The organism is Nocardia higoensis, from assembly GCF_015477835.1.
Lineage (GTDB): Bacteria > Actinomycetota > Actinomycetes > Mycobacteriales > Mycobacteriaceae > Nocardia > Nocardia higoensis_A.
This window is the reverse complement of record NZ_JADLQN010000001.1, coordinates 1,360,705-1,378,298: the sequence shown is the minus strand read 5'-3', so window position 1 is coordinate 1,378,298 and position 17,594 is coordinate 1,360,705. Positions and strand designations below refer to the sequence as shown.

At 67.5% G+C, this 17,594-nt stretch carries 20 protein-coding genes and 7 pseudogenes; 10 read left to right on the top strand and 17 right to left on the bottom strand.

What is annotated here, in order from left to right; translation table 11 throughout:
• Nucleotides 1–162: 162 nt before the first annotated feature.
• From IU449_RS06195 to IU449_RS06180, 4 genes are all read right to left on the bottom strand, one after another.
• Nucleotides 163–558, bottom strand: coding sequence for a RidA family protein (locus IU449_RS06195; protein WP_195000942.1), 396 nt, complete (start codon nt 556–558; stop codon nt 163–165).
• 157 nt (nt 559–715) lie between these two features.
• On the bottom strand, nt 716–1,552 hold the full coding sequence (locus IU449_RS06190; protein ID WP_195000941.1) for an adenylate/guanylate cyclase domain-containing protein: 837 nt from the start codon (nt 1,550–1,552) through the stop codon (nt 716–718).
• A gap of 228 nt (nt 1,553–1,780) precedes the next feature.
• Nucleotides 1,781–1,927, bottom strand: coding sequence for a DUF1059 domain-containing protein (locus IU449_RS06185; protein WP_195000940.1), 147 nt, complete (start codon nt 1,925–1,927; stop codon nt 1,781–1,783).
• The gene (locus IU449_RS06180; protein WP_195000939.1) at nt 1,924–2,115 is read right to left on the bottom strand and encodes a ferredoxin; all 192 of its coding nucleotides are present in this window, start codon (nt 2,113–2,115) and stop codon (nt 1,924–1,926) included. The genes IU449_RS06185 and IU449_RS06180 overlap by 4 nt, the downstream gene beginning before the upstream one ends.
• A 7-nt stretch (nt 2,116–2,122) precedes the next feature.
• On the opposite strand from IU449_RS06180, the pseudogene IU449_RS29805 reads away from it, so the two are divergent.
• Both IU449_RS29805 and IU449_RS06170 read left to right on the top strand, forming a co-directional pair.
• Nucleotides 2,123–2,407: pseudogene (locus IU449_RS29805) on the top strand (hypothetical protein); the annotation flags it as partial.
• Nucleotides 2,408–2,503: 96 nt separating this feature from the next.
• Nucleotides 2,504–3,381, top strand: a pseudogene (locus tag IU449_RS06170) (cytochrome P450).
• 138 nt (nt 3,382–3,519) lie between these two features.
• On the opposite strand, the gene IU449_RS06165 reads toward IU449_RS06170, so the two are convergent.
• The 5 genes from IU449_RS06165 to IU449_RS29635 form a co-directional block, all read right to left on the bottom strand.
• Nucleotides 3,520–4,362, bottom strand: coding sequence for a thioesterase family protein (locus tag IU449_RS06165; protein ID WP_195000938.1), 843 nt, complete (start codon nt 4,360–4,362; stop codon nt 3,520–3,522).
• 106 nt (nt 4,363–4,468) lie between these two features.
• A complete protein-coding gene (locus IU449_RS06160) occupies nt 4,469–5,080 on the bottom strand; it encodes a TetR/AcrR family transcriptional regulator (protein ID WP_195000937.1) in 612 nt (203 codons plus the stop codon).
• Between the two features lie 63 nt (nt 5,081–5,143).
• Nucleotides 5,144–5,542 carry a VOC family protein gene (locus IU449_RS06155; RefSeq protein WP_195000936.1) on the bottom strand — a complete coding sequence of 133 codons (399 nt, stop codon included), beginning with the start codon at nt 5,540–5,542 and terminating at the stop codon, nt 5,144–5,146.
• Nucleotides 5,543–5,570: 28 nt separating this feature from the next.
• The gene (locus IU449_RS06150; protein ID WP_195000935.1) at nt 5,571–6,311 is read right to left on the bottom strand and encodes a class I SAM-dependent methyltransferase; all 741 of its coding nucleotides are present in this window, start codon (nt 6,309–6,311) and stop codon (nt 5,571–5,573) included.
• 78 nt (nt 6,312–6,389) lie between these two features.
• Entirely contained in the window at nt 6,390–6,740 is a 351-nt protein-coding gene (locus IU449_RS29635; RefSeq protein ID WP_324188107.1) for a ferredoxin, read from the bottom strand.
• A gap of 35 nt (nt 6,741–6,775) precedes the next feature.
• On the opposite strand from IU449_RS29635, the gene IU449_RS06140 reads away from it, so the two are divergent.
• Nucleotides 6,776–7,300 carry a DUF2690 domain-containing protein gene (locus tag IU449_RS06140; protein WP_195000934.1) on the top strand — a complete coding sequence of 175 codons (525 nt, stop codon included), beginning with the start codon at nt 6,776–6,778 and terminating at the stop codon, nt 7,298–7,300.
• A 19-nt stretch (nt 7,301–7,319) separates the two neighbouring features.
• On the opposite strand, the pseudogene IU449_RS06135 reads toward IU449_RS06140, so the two are convergent.
• From IU449_RS06135 to IU449_RS06120, 3 pseudogenes are all read right to left on the bottom strand, one after another.
• Nucleotides 7,320–8,540: pseudogene (locus tag IU449_RS06135) on the bottom strand (CaiB/BaiF CoA transferase family protein); the annotation flags it as partial.
• A 158-nt stretch (nt 8,541–8,698) separates the two neighbouring features.
• Nucleotides 8,699–8,815 (bottom strand): annotated as a pseudogene (locus IU449_RS29800) (CoA transferase); the annotation flags it as partial.
• Between the two features lie 362 nt (nt 8,816–9,177).
• Nucleotides 9,178–9,492: pseudogene (locus IU449_RS06120) on the bottom strand (amidohydrolase); the annotation flags it as partial.
• A 209-nt stretch (nt 9,493–9,701) separates the two neighbouring features.
• Between IU449_RS06120 and IU449_RS29795 the strand changes: the two are divergent.
• Nucleotides 9,702–10,661 carry a helix-turn-helix domain-containing protein gene (locus IU449_RS29795; protein WP_416382105.1) on the top strand — a complete coding sequence of 320 codons (960 nt, stop codon included), beginning with the start codon at nt 9,702–9,704 and terminating at the stop codon, nt 10,659–10,661.
• Between the two features lie 64 nt (nt 10,662–10,725).
• Here the strand turns inward: IU449_RS29795 and IU449_RS06105 are convergent, their stop codons facing one another.
• On the bottom strand, nt 10,726–11,376 hold the full coding sequence (locus tag IU449_RS06105; RefSeq protein ID WP_195000933.1) for a TetR/AcrR family transcriptional regulator: 651 nt from the start codon (nt 11,374–11,376) through the stop codon (nt 10,726–10,728).
• Nucleotides 11,377–11,727: 351 nt separating this feature from the next.
• Between IU449_RS06105 and IU449_RS28875 the strand changes: the two are divergent.
• Nucleotides 11,728–11,910: pseudogene (locus IU449_RS28875) on the top strand (CoA transferase); the annotation flags it as partial.
• A 25-nt stretch (nt 11,911–11,935) separates the two neighbouring features.
• Here IU449_RS28875 and IU449_RS06100 read toward each other — a convergent pair.
• Entirely contained in the window at nt 11,936–13,108 is a 1,173-nt protein-coding gene (locus IU449_RS06100) for a Cmx/CmrA family chloramphenicol efflux MFS transporter (RefSeq protein WP_195000932.1), read from the bottom strand.
• A 176-nt stretch (nt 13,109–13,284) separates the two neighbouring features.
• On the bottom strand, nt 13,285–13,734 hold the full coding sequence (locus tag IU449_RS06095; protein ID WP_195000931.1) for a hypothetical protein: 450 nt from the start codon (nt 13,732–13,734) through the stop codon (nt 13,285–13,287).
• Between IU449_RS06095 and IU449_RS06090 the strand changes: the two genes are divergently transcribed.
• The 3 genes and pseudogenes from IU449_RS06090 (at nt 13,687) to IU449_RS06080 (ending at nt 14,759) form a co-directional block, all read left to right on the top strand.
• Nucleotides 13,687–14,187, top strand: a complete 501-nt coding sequence (locus tag IU449_RS06090) for an AMP-binding protein (RefSeq protein ID WP_416382104.1) — start codon at nt 13,687–13,689, stop codon at nt 14,185–14,187. The genes IU449_RS06095 and IU449_RS06090 overlap by 48 nt on opposite strands.
• A 34-nt stretch (nt 14,188–14,221) precedes the next feature.
• A pseudogene (locus IU449_RS06085) lies at nt 14,222–14,551 on the top strand (acyl-CoA dehydrogenase); the annotation flags it as partial.
• Nucleotides 14,541–14,759 carry a hypothetical protein gene (locus tag IU449_RS06080; RefSeq protein ID WP_195002579.1) on the top strand — a complete coding sequence of 73 codons (219 nt, stop codon included), beginning with the start codon at nt 14,541–14,543 and terminating at the stop codon, nt 14,757–14,759. The pseudogene IU449_RS06085 and the gene IU449_RS06080, both read left to right, overlap by 11 nt.
• A gap of 57 nt (nt 14,760–14,816) precedes the next feature.
• Here IU449_RS06080 and IU449_RS06075 read toward each other — a convergent pair whose 3' ends face one another.
• On the bottom strand, nt 14,817–15,632 hold the full coding sequence (locus tag IU449_RS06075) for an NAD(P)H-binding protein (protein WP_195000929.1): 816 nt from the start codon (nt 15,630–15,632) through the stop codon (nt 14,817–14,819).
• A gap of 249 nt (nt 15,633–15,881) precedes the next feature.
• Between IU449_RS06075 and IU449_RS06070 the strand changes: the two genes are divergently transcribed.
• Together IU449_RS06070 and IU449_RS06065 are read left to right on the top strand one after the other, a co-directional pair.
• A complete protein-coding gene (locus IU449_RS06070; protein ID WP_195000928.1) occupies nt 15,882–16,313 on the top strand; it encodes a group III truncated hemoglobin in 432 nt (143 codons plus the stop codon).
• Nucleotides 16,314–16,412: 99 nt separating this feature from the next.
• Nucleotides 16,413–16,619: a hypothetical protein gene (locus IU449_RS06065; RefSeq protein ID WP_195000927.1), complete on the top strand. Its 207-nt coding sequence runs from the start codon at nt 16,413–16,415 to the stop codon at nt 16,617–16,619.
• 341 nt (nt 16,620–16,960) lie between these two features.
• Here IU449_RS06065 and IU449_RS06060 read toward each other — a convergent pair whose 3' ends face one another.
• Entirely contained in the window at nt 16,961–17,557 is a 597-nt protein-coding gene (locus IU449_RS06060; protein ID WP_324188106.1) for a TetR/AcrR family transcriptional regulator, read from the bottom strand.
• Between the last annotated feature and the right edge of the window lie 37 nt (nt 17,558–17,594).

Below are 17,594 nucleotides of genomic sequence, written 5' to 3'. Positions count from 1 at the left end.
TTGTTGATCCGAAGCGGCAGCATCGCAGTCCTGTTCCGGGATCCGGCGGATCGCTTGCGGCCTGCGAATACCGAGCCGACGACCTGTATCGGGAGTGGGTCGGTCGCGGCATCGTCGATCCCGCCGCGGGAATGCCTGGAATACGTGCGTGACGCGGGCGGGTCAGTCCCGGACCGCGACCGCGTCCACCTCGAACTGCATCCCCGGCAGGGCGAGCGCGGCAACGCCGAGCAGGGTCTGCGCCGGTGGCTTGTCCCCCCAGATCTCGGCGATCTTCTTACCGAGGATCGTCAGCTTGTCGAGGTCGTGATCGACGATGAAGGTCCGCAACTGCGCGACATCGCGGTAGTCGAGTCCGGCGGATCGCAGCGCGATCCCGAGATTGCCGAAGGCACGATCGACTTGACCGGCGAATTCGGTGGTCGTCGTGTGACCGTCCTGATCGGAGTCGTACTGGCCGGCGAGCAGTACGAGTTCTCCGGTCACGCGGGCGACGTGGCTGTACCCGAAGCCCGTCGGGTCGTGCAGTTCGGACGGGTTGATGATATCCACGGACACGTGTCTCTCCTGTCGTCGCGAAAGGTTCGCGACGAGATGACGACGTCGGCGTGCAGAGTGTGACAACGACACGAGGTGTCCGGTCGCGCGCAGGTGGGTGCGGTCGCGCGCACTCGCCGACCACGACATCGCTCCGGTGGATCCGGCCGCCAGTCGCTCAGCCTGCGTCTGCGGCTGTGTAGAGCTGATGTGTTCCGGTGAAGCCTTTCAGTTCGACTTCCTGGGCGGGCGTGACGACGATGCCGGGCTCATCGCGGACCGCGCACCGCACCGCCTCGCTGACAAGAATCTCCCCACCGTGCGCCTGTCCGGCGACCCGGGCGGCCATCGCCACGTTCCGGCCGAAGAGGTCATCGCCGCGGCGGACCGACTTGCCCGTGTGGATGCCGATGCGCACGCGGACGTTCTCGCGGTTGCCGGCTTTCATGGCGCGGCTGCTGAGCGAGCGTTGGATGTCGATGCTGCACCGCACAGCCTGCGCGGCCTCGGCGAAGGCGATCATGAACCCGTCGCCCTGGTTCTTCACCACGTGCCCGCCGTGCGCGGCGACGAGTCTGCGGATCAGCTTCTCGTGGCGGTCGAGCAGCTTGACCCACGCCTGATCACCGAGCCGCTCGTTGAGAGCGGTGGAGCCCTCGATATCGGAGAACACGATCGCGACGTGACCGTCGGGCACCAGTCGCGCCAGGTCGGGTCGCTCCACCTGCGCCCACCCGGCCAGTTCCTCGATCGAGCCGAGCACCACTCTGCGCAGACCCTTCTCGCGCACGAGATTCGCGGTTTCCCATACGGTCTTCACCGCTTCCCGGCCACTGGTCATCAGCTGTCGACGGGTGTCGATCCGGCGCTCGAGTTCTTCGATGTCGCGGCGACTGCGACTCAGCGATGTCCGAGTGCGAGTCAACTCTGTCCGAGTGCGGGTCAGCTGTGTCCACAGCACGAGCAGGCCCACAGCTTCGGCGACGGCAACGACCGCAAGTCCGATCTCGATCATCGTGGGGACCGCCGAAGGTTCGCTGCCGACAAAACAATCCGACCTTAGCCGACGACCGGTCTCCGCCGTCGGGTCCACCGGGGTGACAACGACGTCGGGTGGTCAGGTCGCGGTGGTGCCGCGGGTTCCCGCTCGACTGCATCGACCGCCGGGCTCGGAACAGGCGACAGCCCGCCCCCGGCGCAGCCGCAGGACGGGCTGTTGTCGTGCGTGGACCCGGAGAGCAGGTCAGTAGGCGATCATGAGGATCTGATCGCGGGTGTACTCGTGGCCGGGGTGGTTCGCGGCCAGATGCGCGTTGACCTTCTCGACCAGATCGTCTTCGTCGGTTCCGGTGATCAGTTCACCGCAGGGGCAGGACAGGTTGGTCTTCACGGAATGTTCCCTTCTGGCCGTTCGAGCGTGTTCGGTGGATCGGATTCGGACATGGCGATGATCGCATGCGCGGGGCAGTCGAGTAGGGCGCGCATCACATCGGGCCGGTCCTCGGGTGCGATTCGGCCGTCGCCGACGAGGACGGCGTAGCCCCAATCGTCGAGAACCAGATGCGGTCGATGGCGCATCAGCCACTTGTCCTTGACGGAGGCGGGCTCGCCTTCCTCACCGTTCGCCACGGCGACGGTCCGGGAACCGCGCAAGGCGGACCCTCGCACGCCGGACAACTTCGCCGCGATCGGGAACCGCCGCATCGCCACCGCCGATATCGAGATCGGCGAGATCACCGTCCGCGCTGGCGACGGCCTCATCTTCGACCTCTCCGCAGCCAACTGGGACGAGCACGAATGGGAGAAGCCCGACCGGCTCGATGTCACCCGCCCCGCCGCCCACCACCTCGGCTTCGGCCCGCACCAGTGCGTCGGCCAGCAGCTCGCCCGCGCGGAATTGCGGATCATCTTCGAAACCCTGCTGCGTCGGATTCCGACGCTGCGCCTGGCGATTCCGCTCGACGACATCGGACTCAAGGCCGACCCCTACCCGATGTTCAAGCGCCTGCGCGAAGAGTCACCGCTGTTCTACAGCGAGAAGCACGACCTCAACATCGGCGCGCAGATGCCGATGAAGACCATCGGCATGCTCCTCGGCATCCCCGAAGAGGATCAGGAAGCCATCCGCGATTTCGCCGACGACCAGATGCGCACCGAAGAAGGCAAGCCCATGAAGGCGGCTTCCGAGGGTTTGCCCACCGGCGAGATCTTCGAGCGCTATCTCGAATGGCGCGTCGAGAACCCCTCCGACGACATCATGACCGAGCTGATGAACGTCGAATTCGAAGACCAGCACGGTGTGGAGCGCAAACTCACCCGCGAGGAACTGCTCACCTACATCAACGTGGTGTCGGGCGCGGGCAACGAGACGACCACCCGCCTCATCGGCTGGGCGGGCAAAGTCCTTGCCGAACACCCGGACCAGCGAAGGGAATTGGCCGAGATCCGAGGCTCATCCCCAAAGCCGTCGAGGAACTGTTGCGCTTCGAACCGCCCGCCCCGCACGTCGCCCGGTATGTCACCAGGGACGTGGAGATCCACGGCCGGACCGTCCCCGAAGGCAGCGTCATGATGATGCTCATCGGCGCCGCGAACCGCGACCACCGCGTCTACCCGCCCGATGGCGACGTCTTCGACATCCATCGGGGCGGCCGCCAGCACCTGTCGTTCAGCGTCGGCACGCACTTCTGCCTCGGCTCGGCCCTGGCCCGGTTGGAGGGGCGGGTCGCCTTGGAGGAGATCCTGAAACGCTTCCCGGAGTGGGAGGTCGACATGTCCAACGCCCGGCTGTCGCCGACCTCGACGGTGCGTGGGTGGGAGAGCCTGCCTGCCTCGACTGCCTGAAGTCACTGCCTCGGCCTCCGTGTACCCGGGCTGTCTGCCGGGGACACGTATGGCCACAGGCGCGGGCCGAGGTCGATCGTCCAGCCGGCCGCGACGGCCACTCGGGAGTCCGGTGCGGTGAATCCCGCGTCGTATCGATCAGGCGCTGACGGGCGCGCGCCGCTCGACGAGCAGGTTCTGCGCGACCCGGCCGATCGGCCCGTGCGGAGCGTGCAGGACTGCGGCATTCATGCCGACACCATCGCTGCCGACCGAGGCCTCCGCGGCCATACCGATCCACGGAGACCGCGGTTCCTCGAACAAATGCACGGTCAATTCGGTGTTGAGGAAAGCGAATTCGGCCGGGTCGAGCCGCGCCCCGACACCGTTGGCGGCGTCGGCGACGGTCATCAGCCGTTCGATCCCGCAGAGCTCCTCGCCCGCCACCAACGGCAGCTTCAGGTTCACCCACGCCACCGTCGGTTCGCCCGGCTGTCCGCCGGGTGCGCCCAGGCGCCACTGCATCGCGTTGACGAAGCCCTTCATCGACCATGCCGAGGACACCTCCACGGTGCTCAGGTCGGGCGCCTGTTCGGGCAATTCGAGGGGGGCGTCGGCGCGCCGGACCACATCGTCGGTGGGCTGGTTGGCCAGCCGCCAGGCCGACGCGGTCGCGGCGGCGCGCCAGGAGCCGTCGGTCTGGCGTGCCTCGAGGACGGCGGACAGCATTTCGATGCGCTTGCCGGGTCGCGTCACCCGCGCGCCGACCCGGACCTCGGACATCGGGACCGGGCCGAGCAGGTCGACCGAGATCTTGGTCAGGCGCGCGTTCTCCCGCGGCGCGCACCGGTCCATCGCTCGGGTGAGGAGCCCGGAGATGGGGCCGCCGTGCTGGATCGGTCCCCACGGGCCGAGCACGTGTTCGGTGGGGGCGAAGCACTCCATGCCCTCGGCGGCGAATGCGGGGTCGTTGATGGGCAAGTAGCAGGCGTCGTCGGTCATCTCGGAAGTTCCCTCTTGTCGATCGCGCCGGAGCCGGTCGGCACGTGCGGCGGTATCACTCCACCTTATGACAGTCGTTATAGAACGTCTCCGTGACCCCGGCTTCTCAGCTGTCGCTCTGGTCGAGCACGCTGCGCACGGCCGCTTCGAGCGCGTCGACGGTGCGGTCGAGCGGCTCGATGCTGCGCTGCGCCCGGCACAGGGCAACCGTGCCCTCGACGGCGGCGACCACGAGGGTCGCGGTCCGCAGCGCCGCCTCCGTCGTGGCGCCGTGCTCACGCATCGACGTGGCCAACATGTCCGTCCAGCCCGCGAATGCCTTTGCCGCGGCGCGCCGCGGTTCGTCACCGCTGTCGGGCTGGTCTTCCACCGACACCGCCAGCACCGGGCAACCGGCGCGGAAATCGCTGTCGAGCACGACCTGACGCCACAGATCCACGAACCCGCGCAGCCCGTCCACCGGTCCCGCCTCGAGCTGTCTGCGCAGCGTGCGCACGGTCAGCTCGTCGGCGAATCGCACCGCCTCGGCCGCCAGCTGTGTCTTGCCGCCGGGGAAATAGTGGTAGGTCGACCCCAGTGGCGCACCGGAATGCTTGGCCAGCTCCCGCACGCTGGTCGCATTGAGCCCGCGCCGACGCAACATGTCCGCCGCACCGGCCACCATCCGCTCCCGCGCCTGCGTCGACTCCGCCACTATCGCCCGCCCTTTCCCGCTCATAACGACCGTTATAGGGTAGCGCCGCAGTTCGGGATCGCGTGTGCGGACTCGCCCCAGCCGCGGTCACTCGCGGTCGTGGTGGCAGACCGCCTCCAGCATCACTCCGAAGGGATCGAGCCAGAACGTCGCGAAGTACGGCTGGGGATACCGCGGAAACACCCGCGGATCGTGGAGCACTTCGCTGCCGAGATGCCGCACGAGCCGGTGCACCTCGCGCACCGCCGATCTCGTCTTCACCATGAACGCCAGATGCTGCAGGCCGACGTGGTGGCGGGAATACGGCGCGCTGTCCGCGGCGGGGTAGAAGAACAGGTACGTTCCCGGCCTGCCTCCGGCCGGGCGGTAGGCGAACTCGTCCTCGGCGTCCAGGAACGGTTCGAAGCCGACGTGTGGCATCACGGCGTCGTAGTACCGCTTCGCGGCCGCCAAGTCGGGGACATTGATACCGAGGTGTCCGAGCATGGTTGCTGTCTACTCCACAGAATCGCGGTCAGGGTGTCTCGACCGCGGCGCGATAGCACTCGGTGACATACGGCATCCCGGTCGGTGCCTCCGCTTCCACCAGAGCCCACACGCTGTCGAGCAATTCCTGCCGGGCAATCGGCGCCATCGTGATCACGTAGCTGCGCGAGGCGACCATGGAGATGATCTCCTCCGGCGAGGTCGGGTGCGTCCAGCGGAATTCCTGGCGCTCGAGGGGGCCGAAAGGATGCTGCAACTGCGGAACTCGCACACCGGCCCGCGCCGACGCCGCTCGATCGCTGAGTATGCGGTCCAGCTCGGCGACCCATGGCTCGGACACATCACGGGTATTCCACGCGAGACTCAGCCGCCCGCCCGGCCGCAGCACCCGTGCCGCCTCCGGTGTCGCCCGCTCGGGACTCACCCAGTGCCAGGCCTGCGCGCAGACCATGACGTCGGCGCTCGACTCGTGGAGTGGGATGGACTCCGCTGTCGCTGCCAGCATTCGGACATCCGGCAGAACCCGAGCGAACTGATCGCGCATCTCGGCCGAAGGCTCGACCGCGATCACCTCTCGGCCCGGCGACAGCAGGGTGCGGGTCAGCTTGCCGGTGCCCGCTCCGATGTCGACCACGGTTCGAGCGTCCTCGGGCACCAGCCAGGAGACGGATTCCGGTGGATAGGACGGCCGGCCGTGCTCGTACTCTTGCGCCGCGGCGCCGAAGGAACGTGCTCGACGGGCCTTGTCCCGGTGCTCGGCGGTCGGCATGCCGCCATTCTCCCATGCGCCCTGCTCGGAATTTCCGTGCCGCGCAGCGGATGGCTGTGTCGCGACGGCCGCGGTCCGTCAGAGCTCGAGGCGCAACGCGAGGGTCGGGCAGCTCGCAAGCGCCGCTTCGACATCAGCGTGCGCGCTGGTGGTGACGTGTTCCCGCAACAGGACCATATCGCCGGAATCATCCACTTCGAAGATGTCGGGCGCGATGGACTCGCAGACTCCGAGACAGAGGGGGCTGATTCCCGACGGAACGCCCTCCGTGCTCGCCTCAGGCGCGTGAGGCCGTGATTGTCCGGACCGGTCGATGACTTCGGGGTACTGCGAAGAACACCCGGTGCATGCAGCCTGCGTCGATTGTTCGGCGGACTGTGCCGGACCTGACGGCCCGCGATACTGGATGATACGTCGTTGTGCAATCACTGTGCGGCGGGGCTTGTGACGAAAGGTCGCGGAGAATGGGCACACTCAGGACGGTCCGGCGAGTACTGGTGGCGATGACGGCGACGCTCGGGCTCGCGTTCGGCGCCACGATCGCGGTGAGCGGCACGGCTACGGCCGAACCGGTGAACTGCTACGGCGACTACTGCTCCGGGCAGGATCCCAGGACATCCGGATGCGGGGCCGATGCTTACACCACTGTGACCACGGAGACCGAGGTCGGCCGACTCGATGTTCGATGGTCGCCGACATGTAAGACGAACTGGGCCCGCTGGGTCCGTTATCCCCGCGGGTGGACCATGTCGCAGATTCCGATGGTGATGAGGGCTGTGCAGGACACCGGGTACGAGCAGGTCTTCGTCTTCCAAGATGGCATCGGCGGTGATTCCTACCCCGATCACCCGGAGTGGACGACCTTCTGGACTCCGATGATCTACTCGCCGGTGCACAAGGTCCGGGCAGAGATGCAGTTCCAATGCACCGGGGTCGGCGACTGTCTGATCAGTGGTGTCGAAGGCCCGCTGGTGACCGCCTGGTCCTGACAGCATTCCTGTGGTGTGGTCAGCGGGCGGACCGTTCGGCCACGCTCGGTACACCGCCGACCACGGCCGCCGACTCGAGGTCGGCACGTTCCACCGCATCGACTCCGAGCTGGGCGAGCACTTCGGTGGTGTGCTCCCCCAGCAGCGGCGCGTGACCGCGGTGCAGTCGGGCGGGGCCGGCGGAGAATCGGGCCGGAAGCGTGCTGTGCCGGGCCGCTGGCAGGACCGGATGCTCGACTGTCTCGTAGAAGCCGCGCGCTTCCAGCTGCGAGATCTCGCCCTGTCGGTGCGGTTGCAGCACCTTGGCGACCGGAATGCCCGCGGGCCAGAGCGATTCGATGACCTGGTTGTCGGTGTGCTCGGCGCACCACGCGCTGAGCCGGGCGTCGATCTCGTCGTGTCGCCATCGTCGCCCGGCCGCGCTGTCCAACTCCGGATCCGATGCCCAGGAGGGATTACCGAGCGCCTCGCGTAGCGAGCGCCACTGGGCGTCGGTGGCGACCGCGATGGCGACCCACCGATCACGCCCGCCGAACTCGTCGGCCCCCGCGGTGCGATAGAGGTTCTGCGGAGCGGCCTCGGGTCCCCGATTGCCGTCCCGCCGCAGGAGCGCGCCATAGGCGGAGTACTCGATCACCTGTTCGGCTGCCACGCTGAGTGCCGCCTCGACCATCGCCGCCTCCACGAGAACGCTCTCGCCGGTCGACCGTCGGTGTTCGAGGGCGAGGAGCAGCGCGTTCAGCGCGTGGATGCCCGCATTCGGGTCGCCGATCGAATACGGCTGCACCGGATTGCTGTCGGGATGGCCGGTGAGTCCGGTGATGCCCGAGTGTCTTCGATGACGTACGCGAAGGCGGGGTTGTCGCGCCATGGTCCGGTGAGGCCGAAACCTGGCATGCGCACCATGATCCCGTCGGGGCGCAGGGCGCGGTAGGACGGGTAATCGAGGCCGATCTGCTCCATGACGCGAGGCGTGTAGTTCTCCACCACCACATCGCACGTGGCCGCCAGCCGACGCAGCAGACCGCGGCCGCGTTCGTCGCGCCAGTCGATCGTGATGCTCTTCTTGCCGGTGTTGAGACCAGAGAAGATCAGGAGCGTTCCCACCACTGGTCCTCGGTGTTCGGCACGCCCGCGATGAGCCGGGTGCCGTCCGGACGAGCGGCGGACCCGAGTGGACGACCTCTGCTCCGAGCATGGCCAGGACGTGCGTGCAGGGCCACCACATGGGCTCCGTCCAACAGCGTCTCGACCATCTCGTAGGTCCGCGCGCCGCGCCGGATCGGCGACCACCGAGTGCTTGCCGCCGGACAGGTACGCCAACAGTGCGCCGTCCTGACCCGAGGGAATCACGGCCCCCCACGCACTCCAGCGGCGGAGCGGATCACCTGCTGGGGCTTCGACTTTCACGACCCGCGCGCCACCGTCGCGAAGCAAGCGCGTGCAGTAGGCTCCGGCGATGCCGGGGGACAGGGCGACGACCGTGCAGCCGTCCAGCGGCGGATCTGTGCTCACTCCCGCTCCTCACGCGCGGACTTGCTGAGCCGGAACTCGGGCGGGAATCGGGAGTCGTTGTCCTCGACCGACTCGTTCAGCCCGTTGTCGAAGGCTTTGTCCAGCATGAGCTCGTCGTCGTCGGCGTGGATGTGACCACCCAACGACTCGAAGAAGCCGCTGAGCAGGCTGCCCAGGTACTCGCCCTGCTGCTGCTTCATGATCTCGAAGAAGACCTGCTGCATGAAGATGGTGTCGGTAGGGCGGTTCCGGGCGCAGGCCAGCGCGTACTTGGCGGTCTCGGCCTCGCGTTCGTGACGACCTTGTTCAAGAAGTTGCAGTCGAACATCTCCCGCGCGGTGAGCGCCCGCGGGCTCCCACCAGTTGGCGCTGCCCGACCCGTCCAGTGGGTCGTACTGCGTGAGCACGTGACTGAAATCGCCGGGCAGGAACGACTTTCCCTTGCGGCCGAGCTGGTAGGCGCCGCCCTCGTACCAGACGCGGGTTGCGCGGTCCTCAAGGCTCGCGGGAAAGCGCTCGAAGAAGATGTCGTGCGCCAGGGAGATGTGATTGTCGGCCGAGAACACCTCGGTGCCCGCGGGCAGGCCGAGACTACCTCGGGCGCTGCCGCGCCGGTCCTTCGGCGGGCCGAAACCACCCAACGGATACAACGAAGCACTGCTGATCGGAACCGACATCATGACCTCCGTGGGAGTTCGGGTGTGGTCGAGGCGCCGGTCGGCAGCGCCGAGCAGCGCGGTAATGAGATCATCGCTGTAGGAGAAGAAGGCGTTCGGACGCAATGGCTCACGCGGAACCGAGCAGCAGATGAAAGCATGATGATGTTCTCCTCGTGAAGTTTCACAAGGGTGTGCGACGCGAACGCGGTGAACAGTTTCGCCACGCCATGAGACTCTTGTCACAGCCGCGAAACCAACCTACTGTGTGTTCACTTGGTTCCAGCCGACAGGTGTTCCGCGGGACAGCTCCTCGCCCCTGTGCCTCACTGCTCGCCCGGAACGGCTGGCGCAACACCACTGTCGCGATGGTCGCGCGCGAGGCCGGTGTCAGCCCGGCCGGACTGCTGCACCACTTCCCGTTCAAGGAACAACTGCTGCATGCTGTTCTCGATGCCAAGGACGCCGACGATCTGTCCCAGGCCGACCTGACCGGGGACTTGTTCGTCGAGATCGGCCGGGTCGCCGAACGCATCCAGCGCTCACCGGAGCTGGTCGGCACCTTCGTGGTGATGCTGGTGGAGAACCTGCAACCCGACGCGCCGCTGCACGACCCCGCTGGCGAAGGTGTTCGAGGAATACACTCGGGCGCTGGCCCGGGACTTCGCTCCGGCCACGGAACCACCCGCTACCGGCTCGACATCGTCGGGACCAGCATCATCGACGTTGTCGAGCACGCCGGTGGATGGCTGTTCGACCGTGCGATCGCCGGCTGGGAGGTGACCGTTCTGGTCGCGGATCTGGCCGACTCCCGCCCGCTGCGCATCCTCGGCGCAGAGGTGCTCGACTTGGAGTCGGTGCTCTCCGCGAGCGGGCAGGGGCGCAGACCCGATGCGCTCGGCATCGCCAGCGCTGTCTGCCAACGGGATTCGCGGGCGCACCGCGGGGTGCTCGAGGCGCTGCGCGACGGCGGCGTCGAGGTCGTGGTGTGGGGCGAGGACTGGTCGTCCCCGCCCGAGCATCGGGTGGATCCGGTGCTGCATCGGCTCAGCATGGCGGCGCTGGCGTTCAAGGCGCAGGCGCTGAGCGCGGCGGCGGCGTCGTCGCTCACGGTCGGCTCGACGGAGATCTTCCGCAGCGGCGCCACGCTCGTGCCGCAGGTCGCCGCCGACCTGCTTCCGGTCGGGTGATGCGCGGAGTGCGGGCGGGGCAGGCTCGAACGACTTGCCCCGCCATCGGACTCGATTCAGGTGCTCACTTACCGGAGGTGAATCCGTGCGCGCAGAAGTCCCAGATCTCCGCGGCGGTGATCGGCCGCTGATCCTCCTCGCCGGTCGCCGACTGCGCGGTGAACATGACCGTCTGGATGACCATCGCGGCGACGCGACGCGGATCGACGCCCTCGCGCAGCGCGCCCGCGGCGGCGGCCTCTTCCATCAGTTCGGTGAACAGCGCCAGCATCGGCGCATGCGCGACTTTCACCTGACTGGGATGGCTCACCAGTAGCTGGGGGGCGAAATCGGTGAACATCGGACGCTGCGCGCCGGGATCGGGCCTGCACAACTCGAACAGCAACTCCACGGTGACCCTCAGCTTGTCCAACGGCTCGGCCTCGCCGTCGGCGGCGGCGCGCAACTGGTCCGCCGTGCGGCCGAGCGCATCTTCGAACAGCGCGAGCAGCAGCTCATGCTTACCGTCGAACTGCAGGTAGAAGCTGCGCAGTGACTGCTTGGAGCGGTCGACGACCTCCTGCACGGTGAAATCCGTGCTGCCCTTCTCCGTGATGATCGCCTGAGCTGCGTCGAGGAACCGCTGGACGCGCTGTTCGGCGCGAAGCTTGGCGGTCCGCAGGGAACGCTCGACGGCGCGCTCTTTCCAGGCCGGCTGCTCGCTCGGGCTGGTCACGGGCGCCTCCAGCCCTGGTGATGTGAAGAGAACATGAATGCACTGTAACGGATAACCCCATATCACAAGGGAGGCACCTCGTGTGCGCGCCAGCGTTTCAGAAATGACTTACGCATATAAGGAGAATGATATTCTCCGATCAGGTGCCGGCGGTGGGGGTCGTCTGTGGGACGGCTGACGTGAGATCGTCAGTCTCGCGAAATTGTCAATCGCTTTGGAAAAGAATTATGCTCTCGCCCATGGTGTAGACGATAGCGGATCGGTGCCCGCCGGTCGAAGGTGGCCGCGGCGGTCAGATCGACGTCTCGCTCTACGAGGTCATGCTGTCGCAGCTGAACTATCATGCCGCCGCGCTTACGACCGCTGGGCATCCCGGCCGCCGCCGTCCGAGAACTGCCCGAGGCGCTTGAAGCCACTCCGGATGTCGTGATCCGGGCGGGGGATCACCGGCTCGTCGGCAGTCCGATCCGCGTCGCGGACTACCAACCGCGATATCGTCCACCACCGCTGCTGGACCAGCACGGGGCCGCGTGATCAGACGACCGACGCGGTCGCGGAATCACTCAGCCGCGACGGGCGCGACAACTCGCAGTAGTGGCAGTGCGATGACCAGTGCGAGTGCGACCAGGAGGCTGCTCGCCCACACCGGCCCGAGGTCACCGGCACCGGTAGCGAGAGTCGCCGCCGCGACGATCGGTCCGGCGGCTGCGCCGATATTGAGTGCGGCAGTGGCATACGACCCGGCCATGGTCGGTGCGCCTGCCGCCTCGTAGAGCACCCGCGCGATCAGGGTGCTGCCCACCGCGAACGACAGCGCACCCTGCGCGAAGACCAGGAGCAGCAGCGCCGCCGGTCGATCAGCCAGGATTGCCGTCGCGATCCAGCCGAGCAACAGCAACGGCCCACAAACGGCGATGACGATGCCGGGACGCTGATCGGAAAGCCGTCCTGCTGCCGTGACGCCGCTGAATGCCCCGACACCGAAGATCATCAGCACGAAAGGAATCCAGAGTTCTGCCAGGCCGGCGACCTCGGTCACGATCGGCGCCGAGAAGGTGAACGTCGCGAAGGTGGCCGCGTTCACCAGGGCGCCGAGCAGCATGACCAGGACTACTGGGGGCATCGCCAGCTGGGCGAGCTCCGTGCGCAGTGGTGGGGTTGCCGGAGAGCCTGCTGTGGTCAGTTCGATGTGCGACCGGACCCCCTTCAGGATGCCGAACGCAGCGGGGAGGCACAGCAGGGCGATCGCCCAGAACGTTGCTCGAAAGCCGAGCAGGGTGCCGAGCATCGCTCCGCCGGGAACTCCGGCGACAGTGGCCAGCGTGGTACCCGAAAGCAGCACCGCCAGGGCACGTCCTTTCCGATCGGCCGCGACGAGGGTGGACGCCGTACTGATCGCCACGGCGAGAAATCCCGCGTACGCCACGGCAGCGACGACCCGGGTCGCCAGCAGCACGCCGAAACTCGTTGTGAGAGCGCCGACGACATGCGTTGCTGTGAAGGCCAGTAAGAACACCAACAGACTCGCTCGTGCGGGCCACCGTCGCACCAGCACCGCCATCGACGGCGCCCCGACGACCATGCCTAGGGCGAAAGCAGAGGTGAGCAAGCCTGCCGCGCCGACAGACACGGAGAGGCCTGCGGCGATGTCCGGGACCAGGCCGGCGAGCATGAATTCGGAAGTACCCATGGCGAAGACCGCCGTGGCAAGCAGGTAGAGCGCGAGAGGCATCGAGAGCTCCGAGGTGAGAGAACGAAAGGAAACGTCTCGTCACAACCGTCGGCGCCACCGAAAGCGCGCGAGTTCCCCCGCGCAGCGAAACTGCTGGGCTCACGAACTCGGTGATTCAGGGGCTTACGGCGTGACCGAAAGCCCAACCTTGGATGCCTCGGGGCTCGACATAGCGGTTACCTTAGCCGAAACCACCAGCACTCGAGCAACCGAATTGTTCGGCGCGGCACCGTCTTCTTCTTGCGGTGGAGCAGGATCGTCACGATGCCGGTCTCGCCCGTGGGCGGTGGTGCGGCAGTCGCGGACGGGGTTGTCGCTGACACCGACGTATCCGTGCTGGACGGGCCGATTTCCGGCGAGACGCCCGCGGCGCCCCAGGCGATCGGGTCGGCCGACACCGGCGGTGCGGGCACGGGCGTCCCGAACCGCTCGCTGTAGACCGCGCCCGGCTCCGGCAGCGCGTTCTCGACCATCTCCATGAACGCATCAAGCCCGCACACGTATGCCTCGCCGCGCCCGTCCCGGCCGACGAAGGCCCGGACGGCGGCGGCGTCGAGGAAACCGCCCGAGCTGTCGAGATGGCGGCGAACCTCGAGCCGCCCCGGGTAGCACGCGGTCTCACCCACGAGACGGGATCATCTCAAATGCCTGTTGGGAGCGAATCCATCGCCCTCGTCTTCGAGGAGCGCTCCTACAGCCGCCTCGAACTCGACGAACTCGCCGCCGGCCTGGCTGCCGACCTCGCCCTCCGCGGTGTCCGGGCCGGTGACCGGGTGGCGCTGATGTCGTCCAACCGGCCGGAGCTCGTCGTCGCCGTGCTGGCGATCTGGCGGCTCGGCTCGGCGGTCGTGCTCATCAGCCCAGCGTGGAAGAACGACGAGGTCGTGCACGCGCTCGCCACTGACTGCGCAGTCTTCGGCGTGCCCGACGCGGCCGACGGCGAGGCGGTGATCGCCGCGGTCCACGCGGGTGAGCCGGTCACCGAGGAAGAACTCGTCGACCTGGTCGGCAGCCGACTGGCCACCTACAAGAAACCGCGCCGGATCGTGTTCGTCCCGGAGATTCCCCGCCTGCCCTAGGGCAAGGTGCTGCGCCGAGTACTGAAGGAGCGTCATGGATGTCCGTCTGACCGCTGAACAGCGTCAATTACGCGACGCCGCTGCCCGATTGGCCGATGAACTCGGGCCGGGCTCGGTCGCCGATCTCGACGACGAACAGCGGGTCGCCCGGCTGGACAAGGCCGTCGAGACCGCGGGCTGGCGTTCGTTGCGCTCCGATGGCGCGTCCGGTGTGGAGGTCGCGCTGGTCGCCGAGGAGTTCGGCAGGGGCTTGGTGGACGTCGCCTTCCTCGGGCCGGTGCTGGCCGACGACCTGCTCGGCGCGGGAGGCGAGCCGGGCGAGTGGACCGTCGCTGTGGACGGGCGGGCAGTCGATGCTCGCGGCCGAGACCCGCGATCGTCACACGGCCCGCGCCCGCGTCCAGATCCTCTCGCTGGCCCGGACTCGGCTGCGCGGGCACAGCGACCTCGACCGGCTGGCCGATGCGGTCGGCGCCGGGGCGCTGGATGCCTATTCCGCCGCCGACACGCTGCTGTCGACACCAGCCCACCGTTGTCTCGACACGGGGACCAATCCGTCGCCGAGTAGGTGAGCGTGGGTCGGAGCGCTCACCCCTCGGCGGCTACGGCTCATCCCCCGGTAGCTCCCCTCAGTCGCCAGCGAAACGCGCGGCGTTGTCGGCGGCCCACCGGGCGAAGGTCGTCGCGGGCCTGCCGGTGATCTCCTGGACGCTGGTGATCGGCAGAGCTGAAGCCGGCACGTCGAAACTGGTCAGAACGTTGTCGACGTACCAGGTCGCGGTGTCGCCCATGGCGGGGGTCAGAACGGCGATGGTCTCCTCACGGGATGCCCGCCGGAAGGTGATGCTGCGGCCGAGTGCCTCGGCGAGATGCCGGACCAGGTCGGTGCGGGTGAGGATCTCCGGCCCCGCCAGCGGGTAGGCCCGGCCGAGATGTGTGTCGGTCAGCAGGGCGGTGGCGGCGACAGCGGCGATGTCGTCCATGGCGATCGGCGCGCTCGCGGCCTCGGGCAGCGGCTCCAGGACAGCACCGATCTCGCGGATCTGCTGCGCCCAGATCAGGGTGTTCTCCATGAAATCCCCCGGCCACAGATGAGTCCAGGCCATGCCGCTGTCCTCGACGGCCGTGCAGACGCCGCCCCACCAGCTCTCCGGCTCACCGGAAAGATCGACGACATGCCGCACACCGGCCGCGCGGGCCAGTGCGAGCACCTCGGTGACGTTGTCGGGTGTGGGCGCCAGGTACATCCGATCCACCCCTTCGAACGCCGCGGGCAGGGTGTCCGGTCGGCGGAGGTAGCCCTCGGCCACCTGCACCGCGGAGGGGAGCGCGGCCTTGCGCGGGTTGGTGGTGAGCGCGCGAATATCGTTGGCGCCCCGCGCGAGCAGGTGGTCGACGACTTTGCGGCCGATGTTCGCGGTGGCCCCTGTCACCAGGATGGTCATTTGCGTCCTCTCCCGTGCGGATCGCTGAACGACTCCATCTTGCCAGTGGAATTCGCGCAACCCGGCGCCGGTCGGACGACGACCGCGTCGGACTCAACCGATTCGAGTGCAGCAGATCAGCACCTCGGGGCCTGTCTCGTCTGTCTCATCGCCCGGAGGTCCGGTGGTCTCGGACTACCATCGGTAGTAGGCCCGCCGCGTAGGCAACGTGACCCCGGGCACAACACCCGGCGGGCCGAGGAGTAGCCGATGACAGTGCAGGCGGAGCGCAGCGATCTGATCACCCGCGCGGACATCGAAGCGCTGTTGCGCGCCTTCTACTCCAGAGCGTTGATCGACGAAGAGCTGATCGAGCCCTTCACCGAACTCCGCGAGAAGGGCCTGGAATCCCACCTGCCGGTGATGTGCGACTTCTGGGAAACGGTGTTGTTCGGCACCAAGTCCTACCGAGGCAGCGCGCTCGCCGTCCATACCCGCCTGCACCAGCAGCACCCGCTCACCGTCGCGCATTTCCAGCGCTGGCTGGCTTTGTGGACCGAGGTTGTCGACGAGCGATATGCCGGTCCGTTCGCCGCACGCGCGGTACTCCAGGCGTCGCGCATGGCCCGGGCGATGAGCCGCCAGATCACCAAGGATCGGAGCTGGACCTTGGGCGGGCCAGGCGAGCCGCGCCATACCTGAGAGCGGGTCAGCCGATCTCAGTGCGGCACGTCGGCGCTGCATCGGCCGCCCATGTCCAGACCGACGCGCCAGCTCCGAGAACGCGCTGAAACTCAGTCCGTGTACCAATCGATCAGGGCTGCCGGACTGCTGTGCCAGGTGCACGGCGCGGACGAAACTGCGCTGAGCGGCGGCGTCGGCGCCAGTGGCGAATTCGGCGTAGTGCGTGCGCCGCCCAAGTTCACGCAGGGCGACGCCGGTGGCGGTGCGAGCGGTGTGAAGCAGCGAACCGGGTTCCATCGAGCCCCCTGGTGGATGTGGCAGTGAACGGCTGCGAACAGCGAGACGGTTCGATCCCCGATTATCCGCGCATACCGTCTATTTCGGTTCAACCGACCGGAATCAGCATTTGACCGGCGGGAGACCAGCCCATCGATTCGTCGGTAACCGACCCGCCAGGGAAGCGATGATCTGCGGCCAGTCCACACCAGAAGAACGAGCCGTCCTGTCCGTGCTCGCACCAGGTCGTTTGCTGACCGCACAGCAGACTCAGCGGGAAACGCAGTTCCTCGAATGGCAGGTGCGCAGAGCGATCGAACAATTGGAATCCAGGGGCTAGATCATGGCGGGACCGCGGCAGTCGCAGGCCGGACTTTACGATCCCGCCGCTAGGGCATGCCAGGACCGGCCAGCGAGTCGATCCAACGCTCCAGGCGGTGGCCCTCGGTCTCCATCAGTTCGGGATCGCGAAAAGTGTTGGTGAGAAGCGAGATTCCCTGATAAGCGGCGATCAGTGCGACAGCCAGTTCGTGGGCGTCGGAGCGGCCCATCCGGGCGAACTGCTGTTCGGACCACTCCACCAGCGCTCGCATGACGTCGGCCAGTTCACTGTCCAGGCCGTCGCGGCGCTTGTCCAGCTCGGTGGCCAGGGTGCCGGTCGGGCAACCGAATCGCGCTGCCATGTCACGATTTTCGGTCCAGCCGCGCACCATGGCGCGTAACCGGTCGGCCGGGTCGTCGAGTTCGTCCAGTTCGGCGATCATGTCGTCGAGGGTCCGGGCGTGCGCGCCGATCGCGGCGCGGACGAGTTCGTCCTTCGTTTTGAAGTAGTAGTACACGTTGCCCACCGGCACCTCCGCGGCGCGCGCGATGTCGGCGATGGTGGTCTTCTCCACACCCTGCCGGTGGAACACCTCGGCGGCCGCGGCGGCCAACCGCTCGCGCTTTCCCGGACGTCTGCCCCCGGACTCGACTGAGTTGGTCACCCAACTAACTGTAGACAACCGTGACGGGAGGGCGATA